Below are 16,526 nucleotides of genomic sequence, written 5' to 3' on the forward strand. Positions count from 1 at the left end.
GCTTCCTTCCGATCCGCTGACGATCAACCGGGCGGGACGAACAGCATGATTTCCGACGGCTGCACGGTCCGTCGGGTATCCTGCTGCGAGATCACCAGTGGTTCGCCGGGGCGAACCAGATCCGGCGTGGCGTCGATGGAGAACAGCAGCATGCCGCGGCCCGGCATGACCTTCAGCTCCTCGTCCCGTTCGATCAGGCGACGGCGGGCACCGAGAATCCGGCGGGATTCCATGTCCGGCATCGTCGACACCGATCCGATCAGGCAGGAGTCCAGCCAGCTCACCGCCTCCGCCTGGGTCATGCCGCTGCCGTGACGCAGGCCGACGGTCAGCGCCGGCCGCACCCAGGCCTCGCGCAGGAACAGGCTGAAGGCGGTGGGGGTGCGGTTGAAGGTCACCGCCAGATAGGTTTCGCTGATCCGCTCCAGCACCGAATGGATGTAGCGGGCCGCCGTGTCGAAGGATGGCCAGGGATCGGCGTGGACATAGGCGGGCAGGATCGGCGGCATCATGTTCTCGGTCATGGTCGCCACCTGTCCCGCCAGCCCGGCAAGTTCGGCATAGAGGGCGAAGGGGTGGATGCAGCCCGACCGAGCCATCACCTCGAACCGCGGCAGCGATGCGACCAGCGCCTGGATCATCGCATGGTCCTGCTGGGACACCGCTCCGCCTTCGCGCAGGCTGGCCTGCAGCCGTTCCGACAGCATCACCGCTTTCTGACGCATCCGCTCGGCCACGCCGATGCACAGCGTCCCGATCCGCGATGCCGGCTCCACGCTGGGCGCCGGGGGAACGAACCCGGTGAGGGAGAAGGATTCGTTGCAGAATTCGACCTCGGCCAGCGGCAGGGAGACCACTCGCGCCGACGGCTGGTTGGTCACCTGGAGCCGCAGGTTGGACATCAGGCGCGGGACGCGCATCCGGTTGTCGGCCAGATGCTCGTCGACGGTTTCCGGCCCCTCCACGCTCTGGAAGCGGGCGCTGTCGCCGACGGTCAGCGTTCCGTTGGCCGCCGGGACCGGCACGGTCAGGTGGATGCGCTGCGGCTTGGCCTTGATCTGCTCGACATGCTCGTTCAGGTCGATGTCGAGCGTCCGCTCGGCATAGCCGTCGCGCGGTTCGCTGCCGTAGGTGACAACCAGCCCGTCCGGCATCACCGCCTTCAGCCGGGTGACCCGGAACAGGCCGTTGACCAGCAGGGCGCTGTCGAACTGAAGGTCGACCACCCCCCATGATTGCGGGGCCGCGGTTTCCAGCCGATGGAACAGCAGAGCTTCCATGCGCCGGTCCTGCTGCTGGAAATGCTGTGGCGACAGCATCATGCCTTCATGCCAGACGATGGCGTCTTCCAGACGGGGAGCGCTCACGATTCGGTTCCTGCCGGTGTTTGGGGGGCCGGTGCTTGAGAGGCCGGTGTTGACGGGCTGCGGAGCAAGGCCGGTGCCTGGTGCTGGATTCGCCGGATCCTCACTAGGGCGCCAGTGTGGTGACGGTGAACAGATCCTTCAGCAGGTGGATGACGATCGCGTCCTCCGACGCCACGCGATAGCGGTGGTCGGCGGGCGTCCCATAGCGGGCATAGACGATGATCGCGACCGTGCGCCCGTCATAGGGCGGCAGGTCGCGCAGGTTGATGCGCTGGCCCGGCACCACTTCCCACGAGACGATGCCGATGGAACCCGGATTGTCCTGCTGTATTTGCCGGCGGTTGTTGAACCAGTCGGCTGCGGGGACGGTCGCCAGCTTCTCGGCCAGGGGCAGGGAGCCGACGCGGACGAGGTCGACCGGGATCGGCCGGCGGTCGTTGGCGTCGGAGTCTGCGACAATCTGGATCCGGTCGACCTCGACTTTGGGCGGGCGGCCGAGAGTCCAGTCGACCACCGAGCATCCCTGGAGCACGGTCCCGGCCAGCAGGGCGGTCAGCGCCATGGCGATCCGGCGCCTGCCGGTCGATCCGGGCGCGCACCTGCGCACATCCTGTCCGCCATTCGGCCCGGTCGCCGTTTCCATGCGCATGCCGCCTCCCGTCACGCTGTCGCTCCAGCCGCCATCCGCAGTCATCAGGTCGGCTCCGCCCGCCGCGGGTCCGATCGGCGGAAAGGTTCCGGTATCGCAGCCGGCTCTTCGGCGGCCGGTTCCGCTCCGTCCTGCGGCGACACCGCCGGCGCGGCCGTCATTCCCCGGTCCAAGGCCGCAATCGGCCGGCCATCGGACGGACGGCTGTCGGAGGGCCTGTGATCCGGTTGGGCCTTGGCCAGCAGTTCGACGATAAGGCGTTCATGGTCCATCAATGTCCTGCGAAGGGTGTAGCTGGATTGGGCCAGCCGGTCCTTCAGGTCGGCGTGGAGGTCGCGAAGCTGGAGCCGCACGTCCTGCAACTTCTGATCGGAGAAGGCGACCGTCTGGCGAAGCGCCTTCACATGGTCCGACATCTCCTTCAGGACGACGCGATCCTCCTGAACCTCCGGCCCGTTGCGCCGTGCGATCTCTTCCCGAAGCTCATGCGCCATCTCCCGGAGTTCGTCCGTCAGCCGGTCCATTCCATGGCGCAGCCGTACCGACCGCCGCAACAGCAGGATCAGAGCAACTGCAGCAATCGTGACAGCACCCGCAACGTAGGAGAGCAGCGCTGCGAGCAGAACCTGATCGGACATTCTCGCCGTGGCCTTCGCGTTCGATTGGAGTGGACCGGAAATCCTGAATTCTATCTGTTGGCCTTTTGGATAAATGGTATGAAACCTAATCGTTTAAGGATAGTTAACGAGGTAACATTGCAATATTGTTACGCTGAAATATTTCCTCATGTTTCCAATGGACATATGGGAAATAATTATGTTCGAAGGGAATATTACAGCCTTTGCGCCCGATGGCGATCTTCGCGTCAAGCTCTCGCAACGATTGATCTGATTCTGTCAAAATCTGCATATTTGATTGTCGGGATGCCATTTCGCCACCTCGATTGCTTGAGCTGCCGCTTCGGCGGCATCAGGATGGGGCGTCAGGACGGGAGGTGGGAGTGCAAAGGAAATCGCCGCCGTCCTGTTTGATCCAGCGACCGTCGGGGCAGTCGCGGATTTCCCGTCGGGTTCCTTCCGCAACCGGTTCCGGAGCCGGTCCGCCGATGCACACGAAACCTTGGGAGGTGTAGCGGAACCAGCTTGCGTCGCTCGCCTCGCACGGGATGGTGACCCGGCTGTTCATCCGCGGCTGGAAGGTGCTGGAAATCCGTCCCGTGGAGACTTCCGCGGAGAGGGTGGTCGTCCCGGTCGGCGGAGCCGCGGCGTTTTGGCCGTCGCCCGCCGTCGCGGCGCAGGCCGACAGGGACATTGCCAGCGCGATGACCGGCAACCGCCCAGCCAATCCATCACCCCTTGACCGTCGCTGGATTTGCCGGGTGCCGCGCCTTCCGTTCGTTTCCGTCATGATGACGATCTCTTCCAGGATTGGCACAGCCTTGGGCTGGCACATGGGATCGCCGCCGGCTGCGACCGGGCGATGGTCCGGGCGAACCCGTGCCGTATCGCCGGGCTGCGCGTTGCCGTCGTAATCCCTTTGTATTTGCTTCAACTCTGAATCGTTAATCCCATAATCATGGGAGCCGTGCGCTTTATCGCGATCCGGGTCGTTTTTGCCGATGGTGAATCCGGACCGGTCGGGCTATCGCTCGGTGCAGGCGTAGGTCACCGTACGCCACAACTCGCCGCCGTCGGTTCCCCGCAGATAGGCGAGGTCGATCTGGCGGGCATGACGGAACGAGCGTTGGCAATGCGATTCGGCGGCGCGCAGCATGGCTTGCCGATCGGCCTTGGCGACTTCGTAATCGAACCGGACATAGTCGCTGCTGCTCGATTCGATGCCGAATCCGCTCGACGATGCGCAAGCCGCCGGCAGCAGGCAAACGGCCGACAGGGCGGCCAACAGGGCGGCCAGCCGGTATGGGGATCGTGATGTCGGGCGCGGCTGGGTCATCGGCGGCCTTTGCGGTGATCGCGCCCAGCCTGCCCAAATACGCGGCCCGCGTCCAGCCGCCAGTCGGGGGCGGTTCCCGACCGGTGGCGGATTCGGCTCAATCCCGGATTTCGAGGGAGGGGCCACCCCGGCGCTGGAGATGCTCGAACTGCACCGCAACCCGGTGGGCGTCGAAATGCGCCATGGTCGGCTGGCGGACCGACAGCGTGGGATCGTAGGGTAGCCCACGGTCGCGGATCAGCCAGACCAGCAGACCGATGGCGAAACCGTAATCCTCTTCCCGCATCTCGGGAATGGCGGCGGCTCCAGCGCACAGCAGGCGGTTGCGTACGCGCAGGACGGTGCGCTGATCGGGCACCCGTCCGCGCAGGTCGTACGTGGCCGCCAGAAGGCCCAGCAGATCGTCCCACAGGGACTGTATGACCGGGCTGGCGGATGGCCCATCGGTTTCCATGCCGTGCAGCAGGTCGGCGACCAGCAGCGCCACGCTCTCCCCACGGTTCATTTCCATGATCCGCCTCCTTCGATGCCGCCATTCTTCCTTCATCAGGATGATGTCGCGGCCGGGGCACGGCAATGGTACCGATCGGCGGGGGCATCGGCGAGGATGGTCCACCCCGGATGGTCAGTTGGTCGGCAGCAGCCCCGTTTCACGGTAATACCGGACGGCGCCGTCGGCCAGCGGCGCGGTCAACCCGGCATACGCCATGGTGTTTCTGTTGAGCCGGCTCAGCGCCGGATGCATCGACTGGATGCGGGGCAACTGGTCGAGCAGCTCGCGGGTCACGGTGTAGACGACGTCGTCCGACACCGCCGTCGTGGTGACCAGCGTTGCCAGCACGCCGAAGGTGGGAATGTCGCGGTTGCTGTTGCGATAGAGTCCGCCCGGGACGACCGCCCCGCCATAATACCGGTTCGCCCTCAACAGGGCATCCCGTTTCGGCCCGTCGATGGGGACGATGACCGCGGCGCAGTTGTTGGTCACGTCCTGCACGGCACTGTTCGGATGCCCGGCGAGGATGACCATGGCATCGATCCGGTCGGAACAGAGCGCCTGGGCCAGCGCGGCGGGCGGCAGGTCGGTGGCTTCGGCGAAATCGCCATAGCTCCAGCCATATTGCGCCATCAGCCCGTCCAGCGTAGCGCGGGCGCCCGATCCGGTCGGGCCGATGTTGACGCGCTTGCCGCGCAGATCCTCGAAGCGCTCGATGCGGCTGGCGCTGTTGGCCAGCACCGTCAGGGATTCCGAATAGAGCGACAGGACGGAGCGGAGGTTCCGGAACGGTCCCTGTTCCTTGAAGGGGCCGGTGCCGTTGACCGCGGCATATTGGGTGTCGGACTGGACGATGGCGAATTGGCTGCGGCCTTGGCGCAGATCCTCTATGTTCGCGACCGATCCCTGCGATGGCCTGACCTTGCAGCGGATCCGGTGGGTCGGCCGGTCCGTGTTGACCGCGGCGCAGATGGCGCCTCCCGCCGGATAATAGACCCCGGTGATGCTGCCGGTTCCGACCGCGACCTGCGTCCTGTCGACCGACGGGAGGGCCGCGCTGTCTTCCGTCTGGGCGAAGGCGGTCTGGGCAATGCCCGACGCCGCCAGCAGGCCGAGAACGAGGAGCGACCGGACCGCCAGGTTAAGAACGTTCATTTGGGCCTCTGGGCGATGTGGACGGCAGCGTGCCGGTGTGCGCTCATGCCTTTGCGGGGGCGGCTGGCCGCCTCTCCCCCTCCAAGCCGGTCAGGTTTGGTTGGATGTGCTTCTGGAATTGCCGATGAACCGCTGCAGCAGCCGCCGGGCTTCGATGATCGAATGCATGCGGCGGTCGCAGCCGGCCAGCCCGGTGTCCGGATGGAAGACCCGCGCCATTTCCCGGAACCGCTTGTTCAGGTTGGTCTCGTCCACGCACCATTCGTTGGGGAATCCAAGCAGCGCCGTTGCCTCGCGCAGGTTGCGGGGCGGAATCTCGGTCACGTTCGGGTGCTGCTGCCGGACGATGTCGATCAGCGACTGGATGCGGGTCTCCAGCTTTGCGATCTGCTGATGGGGGCGCGTCACCTCGTCGGCGGGAACCAGGCGCCACGACTGGTCGTCGTCCAGCGCCAGGGCGAAGGAGAGCAGGCGGCGGATCAGCGGCGCGTCGAGGCCGAGCACGCCCCGGACCTTCAGGCAGGGCTTGCGGCGGAAGGTGCGCGTTTGCCCGTTTGCAAGTGCAACCACCGTCACCGCGATGTCGTCCGCTGCCGGTTCGCCCGGATCGGCGATTGCATCCAACCTTGCGGGTGTCGCCAGCAGCATGGCGGATTCGACCAGATCGCCCGCGGTGACGCCATTGCGTTGCGCCAGCCCGTCCACCCGGTCGCGGAACCAGGACGGGCAGAGTACTTGGTGATTCGCCAGCGGTTTGGCCGTTCGCCGCCGGGAAGCCGGTTCCTGACCGGGATCGCCCTCGCCGTCCTCGGAATCGGTCAGGGCCGGTTCGGCCATGGCGGCAGCCGACGGTCCGGCCACGCGGTCGGCGGATGCCGTACGCGAAGCGCCGGGCCAGTTGCCGGAGAATGCGGTCGGGAAAATGGTCATGAAGGGATGGGTATGTTCGTTCCAATCTGGACGGTGGCGATCATAAGCTCTCGGGGACCAAGCGTCTATGGGCGACGTTGGTTAGGAATCCGGGATGCGGGTGGAATCGGGGCTGCGCCTGGGTGAATGAACCGGCCGCCACGGAAGGTGACGTCCACCGCCGCTGAAATGGCCGGTAAAGGCGCGCGACAGCGCACGTCCCGACGCTTCGCCGCTGCAGAAGACACGGGTGAAACTGGTGCGGACGGGGGGTGTCGAGGCAAAATCCGGATCGGTGCGGCCGTCAGCCGTCAGCCCGCATGCGCCGTTCCGCCGCCAGCGCAGCGATGCGGTCGCCGGCGCGGAAGATCAGCGACAGCACCACCGGCAGCACGGTCACGGTCACGATGCTGGAGATCAGCAGGCCGCACAGCACGACCAGCCCCAATCCGCGATACAGCTCGGTTCCGGCGCTGGGCACGCCGACCATCGGCACCAGCCCGGCGATGGTCGTCACCGTGGTGATCAGGATCGGGCGCAGGCGGCTGTGCAGGGCCTCGGCGATGGCGTCGGCGCCGCCCATGCCATGGAGCTTGCGGTTTTCCGCCGCGCGCTCGACGATCAGGATCGGGTTGTTCACCACCGTCCCGACCAGCACCAGGAACCCCATCATGGTCAGCACGTCGAACGGCTGCGGCGCCCCCATCCAGTCCCAGCTTCCGGCGGCCAGATTGTAGAGCCACAGCCCCACCAGCCCGCCGCCGATGCCGGTCGGCACCACCGCCATGATGATCAGCGGCAGGCCCCAATGGGCGAAGACGGCGACCAGCACCAGATAGGTGATGGCCAGGGCCAGCAGGAATCCGCCGGTCATGGCCTCGCGCAATTCCTCCAGCGCGCCGCCGGCCCCGGTGATCCGGGTGGACATCGCGGCGGGAATGACGCCCTCCGCACGCAGGCGCCCGACCAGATCGCGCTCCACCGCCGCGATCCCGGTTTCCAGCGCCACGTCCCGCGGCGGAATGATGGTCAGGGTGACCGTGCGCAGCCCGTCGATGCGCGAGATCATGGAGGATCCCACCGTCTCCCGCAGGTCGGCCAGACTCGACAGCGGCACCGGGGCGCCGCGCCCGGTGTGCAGCACCAGATCGGCGAAGCCCTGGCGGTCGCGGCCGATGCCGTCGGCCACCCGCAGATAGACGTCCAGCTTCTCGTCGTTCAGCAGATACTCGTCGGCGAAGGCGCCGTCGGAATAGGCGCGCAGGGTGTATCCCAGCTCGGCCAGCCCGATCCCCATCTCGCCGGCCCGGTCCCAGTCGGGACGCAGCTCCAGGAAGGGCTGCGACATGGCGAGCGTCGGCGGGGTGGGGTCGCTGTTGACCTGCCCGTCGGGGAACAGGTCGCCGGCCCGGTCCAGCACCGTCAGCGCCGTGGCGTAGAGCGGCTTCAACTCGCCGCCGCTCAATTCCAGGCTGATGGCGCGGGCACCGCCGCCGTTGCCGGAAAAGATCGAGCCGCGCGCCGCAAAGGCCCGGATGCCGGGAATGGCCCGCATCCGCTGGGTGACGGCGGCGATCAGCGCATCGGTATCGGCCGGATCCAGCGGCTCCGACACGAAGCGGATGAAGCCCGGCCGGATGAAGCTGAGATTGACCCGCAGCGGCGGGATGCCGTCCACCGTCCGCTCCGCCCCGACCTGACGGCTCAGCAGCGGATCGATCTGGCGCCAGAGCTCCAGCATGGTGTCCATGTTGTAGCCGGGCGGGGCGGACATGAAGCTGAAGACGGTCGCCTCCTCCCCTTCCGGCAGATACTCGGCGGGCGGAACCATATAGAGCAGAGCGCCGGTCATGGCGGCGGCGGTCGCGGCGAGGATCGCCAGCTCCCTCCGGACGCCGCGCAGCATCCAGCGGACCGCGCCATCCAGCCGGCCGTCCGTCTCCAGCCGCCCCCGTTCGGGCCGCTGCCGTTCCGGAGGACTCCTTTCCGGCGTCGCGACGGACCAGCGCCCGGCGACGACCGGCACCAGGGTCAGCGCCACCAGCATCGACGCGGTGACGGCGCCGGTGATGGCGATGGCGATGTCCGAATAGAGCTGGCCTGCCTCCATCCGCAGGAACATCACCGGCAGGAACACCAGGACGGTGGTGAGCGTGGAGGACAGGATCGCCGGCCAAACCTCGGCGATGCCGTCGACCGTGGCGGCGGCGCGCGATTTTCCCAGGCGCAGATGGCGGGCGATGCTGTCCAGCGCCACCACGCTGTTGTCCAGCGTCATGCCGATGGCGAAGGCGATCCCCGACAGCGAGATGACGTTGATGCTGCGCCCGCTGGCCGCGAGCACCAGCAGGGTGGCGAGCGTGCAGACCGGCATGCCGGCCGCCGCGACGGCGGTGGCGGGGACCGAGCGCAGGAAGGCCAGCAGCACCACCCCGGCCAGCAGGCTGCCGGCGATCAGGTTGTCCAGCACGGTGTCGATCGACCGCACCATGTAACGCACGTCTTCCGAGAGGAGCCGCATCGACAGGCCGCGCTCCTTCAGCGCATGCCGGTTCAACTCCTCCACCGTCGCGTCCATCGCCTGCTTGATGGCGATGACGTTGGCGCCGGCCCGCTTGCCGATGCTGATCATCATCGTCGGCCGCCCATCGGCGAAGGCGAAGCTGCGCGCCTCCCGCGTCGCCATCCGCACGGTGCCGACGTCGCGCAGGCGGACGGCCGTTCCGTTCTCCCGCGCGACGATCAGGTCGGCCAGATCCTCCAGATCCTCGAAACGGCCGATGGTGCGCAGGAAGTAGCGCCGTTTGCCGAAATCGCGGTCCCCGGCCGACATGTCGCGGTTGCGCGCCCGGATGGCGTCGCGCACGGTTCCCACCCCCAGCCCGCGGGCGGCCAGCTTCAGCGGGTCGAGGTCGATGTGGATTTCCTGGGCGGCGCCGCCGCTCACCTCGGCCTTCGCCACGCCGCTCACCCGCTCCAGCCGGGGGCGCAGCGTGTTCTCGATCCAGTTGGTCTCGCGCTGGAGCGATGCCGCGTCGGAGGCGCCGTCCAGCCGCTCGATTCCGTAGAACAGGAACGGGTTGGCGGAGGAGGATTCGGCGACGATGCGCGGCCGGTCCACCGTTTCGGGATAGTCGGTGACCTGGGACAGGGCGTTGTCGATGTGGACCAGCGCCTCGTCCACCGGAACGCCGGCCGGAAACTCCATCTCCACCAGCCCGAAGCCGAATTCGGCGCGGGAATAGAGGCGGACGAGGCCGGGCACCAGCCGCAGGTATTTCTCCTGCTCGATCAGGATTTCCTGTTCGATGTCCTGCGGGGTGGCGCCGGGCCAGTCGGTCTCGACGCTGATCCAGCGCGGGCTGATGTCGGGGATCATCTGCACCGGGATGCGGAAGACCGAGACGGCGCCCAGCAGGCACAGGATCAGGATGGAGACCACCGCCACCAGCGGGTTGCGGAGGATCAGGCGTGTCATTCGTCTCGTCTCCCCTCAGCCGACCATGTCCGGCACGACCGGCTGGCCGGGGCGCAGCCCCTCGTTGCCCTGGACCACCACCAGGTCGTCGGCGCTCAGGTCCGGGCTGGCGATCTCCACCTGTCCGCCGACATGGCGGCCGGTGCGGACCGTCACCGGACGGGCAACCGCGCCGTCGCCGCTGCGCAGGACCACCCAGACGCGGGCGCTGCCGTCGGGCTGCCGTTCGACCGCGTCGGCCGGAACCTGCAGGGCGACCTCCGGCCCGTCGCCGGTCCAGTCCAGCGCGAAGGTGACGCGCGCCGACATGCCGGCCATCAGCCGCCCGCCGGGATTGGCGAGCGTCACATGGACGCGGAAGCTGCGGCTGACCGGATCGGCGGACGGGACCACCCGGTCGACCCGCGCGGCGATGGCGTCGGCGGCCGGCGCATCGGCCACCTGGACGCTGGCCGGCGTCCCGGCGGCGATGCGGCCATGCTGGCGCTCCGGCACGTCGATCTCGACGCGCAGCGGGTCGGTGGCGGTCAGTTGCAGCACGGACGCCCCGCTCCCGACCCATTGTCCCCGCTCGGTCCGCCGTTCGGTGACCACCCCTGCAAAGGGGGCGGCGACCGTGTGGCGGTCCAGCCTTTCGCGCTGCATGGCGACGGTGGCGCGCAACTGCCGGACCTTGGCCTCCTCGATGGCCGCCTGGGCCTGCAGGGTGCCGTAGCGCGAGCGCGACACGCCCTGCACGCCGACCAGTGCCCCGGCCTCGCGGGCAAGGCGCTGGGCGTCGCGCTGCACATGCCCGGCCTCGGCCAGGGAGCTCTCCAGCCGTTCCAGCTCCAGCCGGGCGAGCGTGTCGTCCAGCCGCAGCAGGGGCTGGCCGGCCGCCACCGGGTCGCCGGCCTCGACCAGCATGGCGTCCACCTGGCCATCCACCTGTGCGGACAGGGCGCTGCTGCGCGGGGATACCAGCGTGCCGGGCAGTTGCAGCGTCTGGCGGACGGGGGCCGCGACCACCGCGGTCACCTTCACCCGCATCTGGGCGTGGGCCGGCAGCGACGGAAGCGCCGGCAATGCCAGCGCCGCGACGATGAGGGCGGGGAGGGCAGGGAGGGCGTGTCTCAAGGTCCGGCTCCTTTAGCCAGCAGGGGATCGGCCGGCGGCGCACGGCGGTCGGCCAACAGTCCGCCCGGCAGCAGGCCGAGGTCCAGGAGCGGGATCGCCCGGGCGGTCGGCATCCGGCGGGAATCGCGATTGGTCCTTGGCAGGCCGGTATCGACGAACAGTTTGGAAAGCGCCATCGCGGATCTCCCGCAGCGTGTGCAGTGAAAGGCCGCCTGCCACCGGACAAACCGGGACGGGCGGCCGAAAGGCGGACCGGACCTGCTCAGAACCGGTAGTTGGCGCTGACGTAGAAGCTGCGCCCCATCTCCACGGTCTGGAAGCCGGTGTTCTTTTCGGACAGGATGACGTTGGTGATGTTCTTCACGCCGGCCCCGACGCGGATCGCGTCGTTGACGTCGGCATTCACACCCAGGTTCAGCAGCGTGTAGCCCGGCATCTTCGACGCGCCTTCCAGTTGCGGGCCGGTGTAGGTCGCCGACACCGTGGCGCCGAGATAGTCCAGCGCCTGCCAGGTCAGGTCGGCATTGAGCTTGTGGCGCGGACGGTTCTCCAGCTCCGCGCCGCTGTTGTTCTTGGTGTAGAGGTACGCGTAGTTGCCCGAGGCCGTCAGGTCCCTGGTGATGGTGACCGACCCGGTCACCTCGATGCCGGAGATGTCGACGCTGGAGATGTTGCTCCAGTTGCGGGCCACGGTCACCGGATCATAGACCGGCTGGATCATGTCCTTGACCTTGTTCCTGAACACCACGACGCTGGCGTCCCAGCGGTCCTGACGCACCTCGACGCCGGCTTCGTAGTTGGTGCTGGTCTCGGGTTCGAGATCGGGATTGCCAGACAGGAAGCAGCGCCCGCCGCAGCTGATGACCCGGTATTCGCGGCTCAGCTGATAGGCGTCCGGCGCCTTGTAGCCCTGGCTGACGCCGGCCTTCAGCGAGACCGACTTGGTCAGCGCATAGACGGCGTTCGCGCGGCTGGTGAAATTCCCGCCGAAGATTTCATGATGGTCGTAGCGGGAGCCGAGCGTCAGCGTCAGCTGGTCGGTCAGGTCGATCTGGTCCTGCAGATAGGCGGCCTTCTGCGCGATTTCCGACCGGCCGGTCTGCAGGAAGGTGTCGGGGTCCTCCACCGTCTGCTTGCGGTATTCGACGCCGGCGGTCAGATGGTTGAAGGCCAGCCGAAAGTCGGTGCGGCCATGCAGGAAGATGTTCTTCTCCTTCATGTGCCGCTGCTGCGGCGCATTGTAGGAGCTGTTGTAGTCGTCGATGTTGCCGCGTTCGTAATTGGCTTCCAGCAGCGTGTTGCCCCAATCCCACTTGCCGCGGTGGGCTATGCCGACCGTGTTGCGGACCACGTCCTGCTCGCTGTAGGAGCTCCAGCGGTCATAGACGTTGTAGGGCCGGTGGTCGTGGTTCAGGCCGTAATTGACGTCCAGGGCCTGGTTCTCGGTCACGTCCCAGGTGACGGTGGACAGGAAGTTCTTCAGGTCCTTCTTCTCCAGGACCGGGACGGTCCCATTGTTCTTGGAGTCGTGATACCAGGGCTGGCGGCGGTAATATTCCGCCGCGACGGTTGCCGAGACCTTGTCGGTGACGGGACCGGCGGCCGACAGGGTGGTGCGGAACTGGTTGCCGCCGCGCCCCTCCGGCACGAACCGGTATTCGGCCCCGACCTCGCCGGTCCACTTGTCCGTCGGCTTCTTCGTGATGATGTTGACCACGCCGCCGATGGCGTCCGACCCGTACAGGGCCGACATCGGGCCGCGTACCACTTCGACCCGCTCGATGGCGGACAGCGGCACCGCATGGTAGTCGAAGTCGCCGCCGCGCCACAGCGCGTCGGAGGTGGAAACCCGGCGACCGTTGACCAGCACCAGCGTGTAGTTGGCGCCCAGGCCGCGGACGACCATCTCGTCGCGGCCGATGGCGTCGGTGCTGTCGTTGACGCCCACCGTGCGGCTCAGGATCTCCGGCAGGCCGGTCGCCGGGCCGTCCTTCTTCAAATCCTCCGACGTGATGACGGTGGTGAAGGCCGGCGCGGTCAGCGTGCTTTCCGGCGTGCCGGTCGCGGTGACCGTCACCGGACCCAGGATCTGGCCGCCCAGCATCCGGGTCTTGTCGCCGGTGCCCGTCTGTTCGCCGGTTTGAGCCAGTGCCGGCGTTCCCCCCGCCAGCACCGCCGCCACCAGTACCGCACCCATCGCGACACCGTTCCGCGCCCGAACCTCCTCAGTGCGTTTGGTCATGTCGATATCCCCTGATTGTGCCCATGCAAGTTAATAATGCGAATCATTCGCATATCCCCCGCGAGCTTGTTATCGTATGACCACTTTCGCCGCAAGGATTATGACGTGCGGATAAGATAAAAATGCAAATCATGTGAATATATTTGAGTAACTTGTTGGGAAAAGTGATTTGATTCCGAAATCATCAGTGGTACCGGCAGATAGATGCCGAGTATTTCATTTCAAGCACCACAAATTATTCCGCTCTATCCTTCCATTTCTGAGGTTCTTGGCTGGGATATGGCAACGGAGTCCACTTCGGATCCTGCCAAGGATGACGAACGGCCGGGACAGGCGGTGCTTGCGCTCGTTGCCCATACGCTGTCCTGCGGCCCGGACTGCGCGCGCCGGGCGGTGCGGCGCGCCATCGATGCCAGCGCCAGCGCCCCGGCCAGCGCCACCAGATCGACGCCGATCAGCCCGGGCGAAGCCCACAGCCCGAGGCCGGGCACCACCCATCCCAGCAGGCTGGTGGCCGGGATCGCGGCACTGGCCGCCGCCGAGGCCCACAGCAACTCCACCCCCGCCCGCGCGGCGCCGCGCAGAAATGCCCAGATGCAGGCGGCGAGGAACGTGACGTAATAGATGCCCCAGTGCCAGGCGTGCAGATCGTCGACCAGCCCGTTCAGCCATTTTCCGGCGGCGATGGTCGATGACAGGCCGCCGACGCAGCCCAGGCAGACACCGACCGTACCGGCGGCGAGCAGACTGGTGGAACGGCTCTGCGCCACCGGTCCGCCGGCCCGCCGTTCGGTGCGGCGCCTCGATTCGATCCACAGCAGATTGCCGGTATAGAACAGCAGCGCCCCCGCCAGCCCCAGCAGGAAATAGGTCCAGCGCACCACGCCGCCGCCGAAGCTGCCGAAATGCAGCGCGAAGAAGGCCGAGACGGTGGACGACCATGGTCCCTGGTGCCCCGGCATGTATTCGGTGTCGATCACCCGGCCATCGGTCGCCCCCAGCAGAACGAAACCTTCGCGCCGTACCAGATAGCGCGGGTCGTGGCCCCAGACGCGCACGGTCGCGGCGCGGGTGCCGGCGTCGTGATACTCCAGGCTGGTCGGGGTGAAGCCGGGCTCCAGCGCGTGGACCCGCTCCAGGAACGCCTGCGGCGCCAGCATCGCGGCGGGGCCGGTGTCCTTCCTGACGCCGCGGAAGGGGCTGCTGGCGGCGATCACCGTCCGCATCCGCCCATCATAGACGACCTCGTCCAGCGCGTCGTAGATCTGGTCGTGCAGCCCGAACACCACCGCCGACAGGGCGATCACGATATGAAAGGGCAGGCTGACGATGCCCAGCACATTGTGGACGTCGAGCCACATCCGCTTCAGGTTCGCGGTGACGCGCAGGACGAGGAAATCCTTGACCAGCGACGGCAGCAGTACAATGACGCCGGACACCAGCGCCACCACGTAGAGCGCGCTGGCGATCCCCGTCACCAGGGTGCCGATGTCCAGGTCGCCGGGAATGCCGGCCGTCCGGTGCAGAACGTCCACCAGCAGCCCGATGCCGGCGGGATCGAGCCGATCCACCGTCACCGAGCCGTCGGGGCCCAGCGTCGCCGCCCAGGGGGCGGGATCGATCCGTTCCTCCGTCCAGGTCAGGCGCAGGGGCGCTTCACCGGCCAGCACTGGATCCAGCGCCAGGGTGAAGTCGCGCACCTCCGGCCGCAGGGCGCGGGTGGCGGCGATCAGTTCCCCGGCCCCGTCCAGCGCCATCGGCGACACGGCCTCGGGCCGGGTCATCCAGCGTTCCAGCGGCTCCTTGAACATCGTCACGGCCCCGGCATAGAAGCAGACGAACAGGATCAACCCGGTCAGGATGCCGGTCCAGCTGTGGACCTGACGGTAGAGGCGGACGATGTCTGCGCGCATGGGGGCGTCCCGGAAGGATGACGGCGGGGAGATCAGTGGGGCAGGGGGCCGCGTCCGGCCAGCAGCAGCGCGTAGGCGACCAGATTGGCGCCGCCCAGCCATAGCCACGCGCGCAGTCCGCTGCGGAACAGGAAGCAGAAACTGACCACCCCGAGCCAGAGGGGCGCCACGATCCACATGGTGAACTGGAACTTGTTCGCCGCCGCCGGTCCGCCGGGACCGAACCAGGTGAACAGCCCCGACAGGGCGATCGCCAGCGTGAAGCCCAGCAGCGTTCCGGCGCAGCTCTTGCTCCACCAATCGGAACGGATCGCGGTTTTCGCCCGGGCAACGGGGCGTCGGGCATCGGGGCGTCGGGCGGCGGAGTGTTGGGCGGCCATCCGTCAGCCCTTCCGTGCCGAAGCGGACGTGTGCGCGACCGCCGCAAAGGTCAGGGCGGTCAACAGCGCCATCGATACGGTCAGGCTGGTGAAGAGCGCGGTCACCGGGTGCAGGACCACCGACCAGGACAGCCATCCCGCCACCAGCGCCACCGCCCCGGCGATCCGGCCGGGCCGGGCGGACAGGGGCCGGGGCAGCCATTGTTGGCGCGGGGCTGCCAGATAGATGCAAACCGCACCGGCGGTCGTCGTCGCCAGTGCCAGTCCGTGAACGAGTGTGGCCACCATCGGCATGTTTCTCCGGCGCGACCAATTCCGATTAGGATGACATGCGCGATCTTGTGCCTATTTATGATAGATGTTGCAAGTGATTATTATTTGCGTGCTTAGGGCGTGGTGAGATACCACGCGGCCCGACAGCGAAGGCGCGGTCGACGGGGCACGTCTCACATTCTTAAGTTGTGGGTGATGGCGAAGCCGGCACCGGCACCGGCACCTCCCCCCGGCCACCGGCCTTTTCAGAAGCGGTCGGAGAACATGAATCCGACGGCGGCGATCAGGCAGACGAAGGCGGCGAGGTGGTTCCATTTCAGCGCCTCTCCCAGATAAAGGGCGGCGAAGCCGGCGAAGGTCACCAGCGTCACCACCTCCTGGATCACCTTCAACTGTCCGGCGCTGAAGCCCGAGGCGTAGCCGAGCCGGTTGGCCGGCACGGCGAAGCAGTATTCTACGAAGGCGATGGCCCAACTGACGAGGACCACCTTCCACAGCGGTGCGCCGGGATGCTTGAGATGCCCGTACCAGGCGGCGGTCATGAACAGGTTGGAAAAGCACAGCAGCAGGATGGTCGTCATCGCGATTTCCGGGAAAG

At 67.2% G+C, this 16,526-nt stretch carries 16 protein-coding genes; all 16 read right to left on the bottom strand.

The features are described from left to right. Window positions 1-23: 23 nt before the first annotated feature. On the bottom strand, window positions 24-1,367 hold the full coding sequence (gene tssK / locus AL072_RS16105; RefSeq protein WP_060721721.1) for a type VI secretion system baseplate subunit TssK: 1,344 nt from the start codon (window positions 1,365-1,367) through the stop codon (window positions 24-26). A gap of 103 nt (window positions 1,368-1,470) precedes the next feature. Beyond that, complete coding sequence (locus tag AL072_RS16110; protein ID WP_052710128.1) at window positions 1,471-2,061, bottom strand: hypothetical protein; 591 nt, start codon at window positions 2,059-2,061, stop codon at window positions 1,471-1,473. Then, window positions 2,061-2,654, bottom strand: a complete 594-nt coding sequence (locus tag AL072_RS16115) for a hypothetical protein (protein WP_045583196.1) — start codon at window positions 2,652-2,654, stop codon at window positions 2,061-2,063. Before AL072_RS16115 ends, AL072_RS16110 begins: the two co-directional genes overlap by 1 nt. 331 nt (window positions 2,655-2,985) lie before the next feature. Next, window positions 2,986-3,468, bottom strand: coding sequence for a hypothetical protein (locus tag AL072_RS34355; RefSeq protein ID WP_158511074.1), 483 nt, complete (start codon window positions 3,466-3,468; stop codon window positions 2,986-2,988). Window positions 3,469-3,657: 189 nt separating this feature from the next. Continuing rightward, window positions 3,658-3,969: a hypothetical protein gene (locus AL072_RS16125; RefSeq protein ID WP_045583194.1), complete on the bottom strand. Its 312-nt coding sequence runs from the start codon at window positions 3,967-3,969 to the stop codon at window positions 3,658-3,660. A 97-nt stretch (window positions 3,970-4,066) separates the two neighbouring features. Further along, on the bottom strand, window positions 4,067-4,480 hold the full coding sequence (locus tag AL072_RS16130; protein ID WP_060721722.1) for a hypothetical protein: 414 nt from the start codon (window positions 4,478-4,480) through the stop codon (window positions 4,067-4,069). A 114-nt stretch (window positions 4,481-4,594) separates the two neighbouring features. Further along, a complete protein-coding gene (locus tag AL072_RS16135) occupies window positions 4,595-5,617 on the bottom strand; it encodes a TAXI family TRAP transporter solute-binding subunit (RefSeq protein ID WP_045583192.1) in 1,023 nt (340 codons plus the stop codon). 90 nt (window positions 5,618-5,707) lie between these two features. After that, the gene (locus AL072_RS16140; RefSeq protein ID WP_052710127.1) at window positions 5,708-6,547 is read right to left on the bottom strand and encodes a hypothetical protein; all 840 of its coding nucleotides are present in this window, start codon (window positions 6,545-6,547) and stop codon (window positions 5,708-5,710) included. A gap of 283 nt (window positions 6,548-6,830) precedes the next feature. After that, window positions 6,831-10,004, bottom strand: coding sequence for an efflux RND transporter permease subunit (locus tag AL072_RS16145; protein ID WP_045583191.1), 3,174 nt, complete (start codon window positions 10,002-10,004; stop codon window positions 6,831-6,833). A 15-nt stretch (window positions 10,005-10,019) separates the two neighbouring features. Further along, complete coding sequence (locus tag AL072_RS16150; RefSeq protein WP_245636887.1) at window positions 10,020-11,120, bottom strand: efflux RND transporter periplasmic adaptor subunit; 1,101 nt, start codon at window positions 11,118-11,120, stop codon at window positions 10,020-10,022. Next, entirely contained in the window at window positions 11,117-11,296 is a 180-nt protein-coding gene (locus AL072_RS16155) for a hypothetical protein (protein ID WP_045583189.1), read from the bottom strand. The genes AL072_RS16150 and AL072_RS16155 overlap by 4 nt, the downstream gene beginning before the upstream one ends. 86 nt (window positions 11,297-11,382) lie before the next feature. Continuing rightward, window positions 11,383-13,362, bottom strand: coding sequence for a TonB-dependent receptor plug domain-containing protein (locus AL072_RS16160; RefSeq protein WP_245636888.1), 1,980 nt, complete (start codon window positions 13,360-13,362; stop codon window positions 11,383-11,385). A 245-nt stretch (window positions 13,363-13,607) separates the two neighbouring features. Further along, window positions 13,608-15,275, bottom strand: a complete 1,668-nt coding sequence (locus AL072_RS16165; protein WP_045583188.1) for a PepSY-associated TM helix domain-containing protein — start codon at window positions 15,273-15,275, stop codon at window positions 13,608-13,610. A gap of 32 nt (window positions 15,276-15,307) precedes the next feature. Next, entirely contained in the window at window positions 15,308-15,655 is a 348-nt protein-coding gene (locus tag AL072_RS16170; RefSeq protein ID WP_045583187.1) for a hypothetical protein, read from the bottom strand. Window positions 15,656-15,658: 3 nt separating this feature from the next. Beyond that, on the bottom strand, window positions 15,659-15,943 hold the full coding sequence (locus tag AL072_RS16175; protein ID WP_045583186.1) for a hypothetical protein: 285 nt from the start codon (window positions 15,941-15,943) through the stop codon (window positions 15,659-15,661). 230 nt (window positions 15,944-16,173) lie between these two features. Beyond that, the gene (locus tag AL072_RS16180) at window positions 16,174-16,509 is read right to left on the bottom strand and encodes a DMT family protein (RefSeq protein WP_045583185.1); all 336 of its coding nucleotides are present in this window, start codon (window positions 16,507-16,509) and stop codon (window positions 16,174-16,176) included. Window positions 16,510-16,526: the final 17 nt, after the last annotated feature.

Source organism: Azospirillum thiophilum (assembly GCF_001305595.1).
GTDB classification, from domain to species: Bacteria; Pseudomonadota; Alphaproteobacteria; order Azospirillales; family Azospirillaceae; genus Azospirillum; species Azospirillum thiophilum.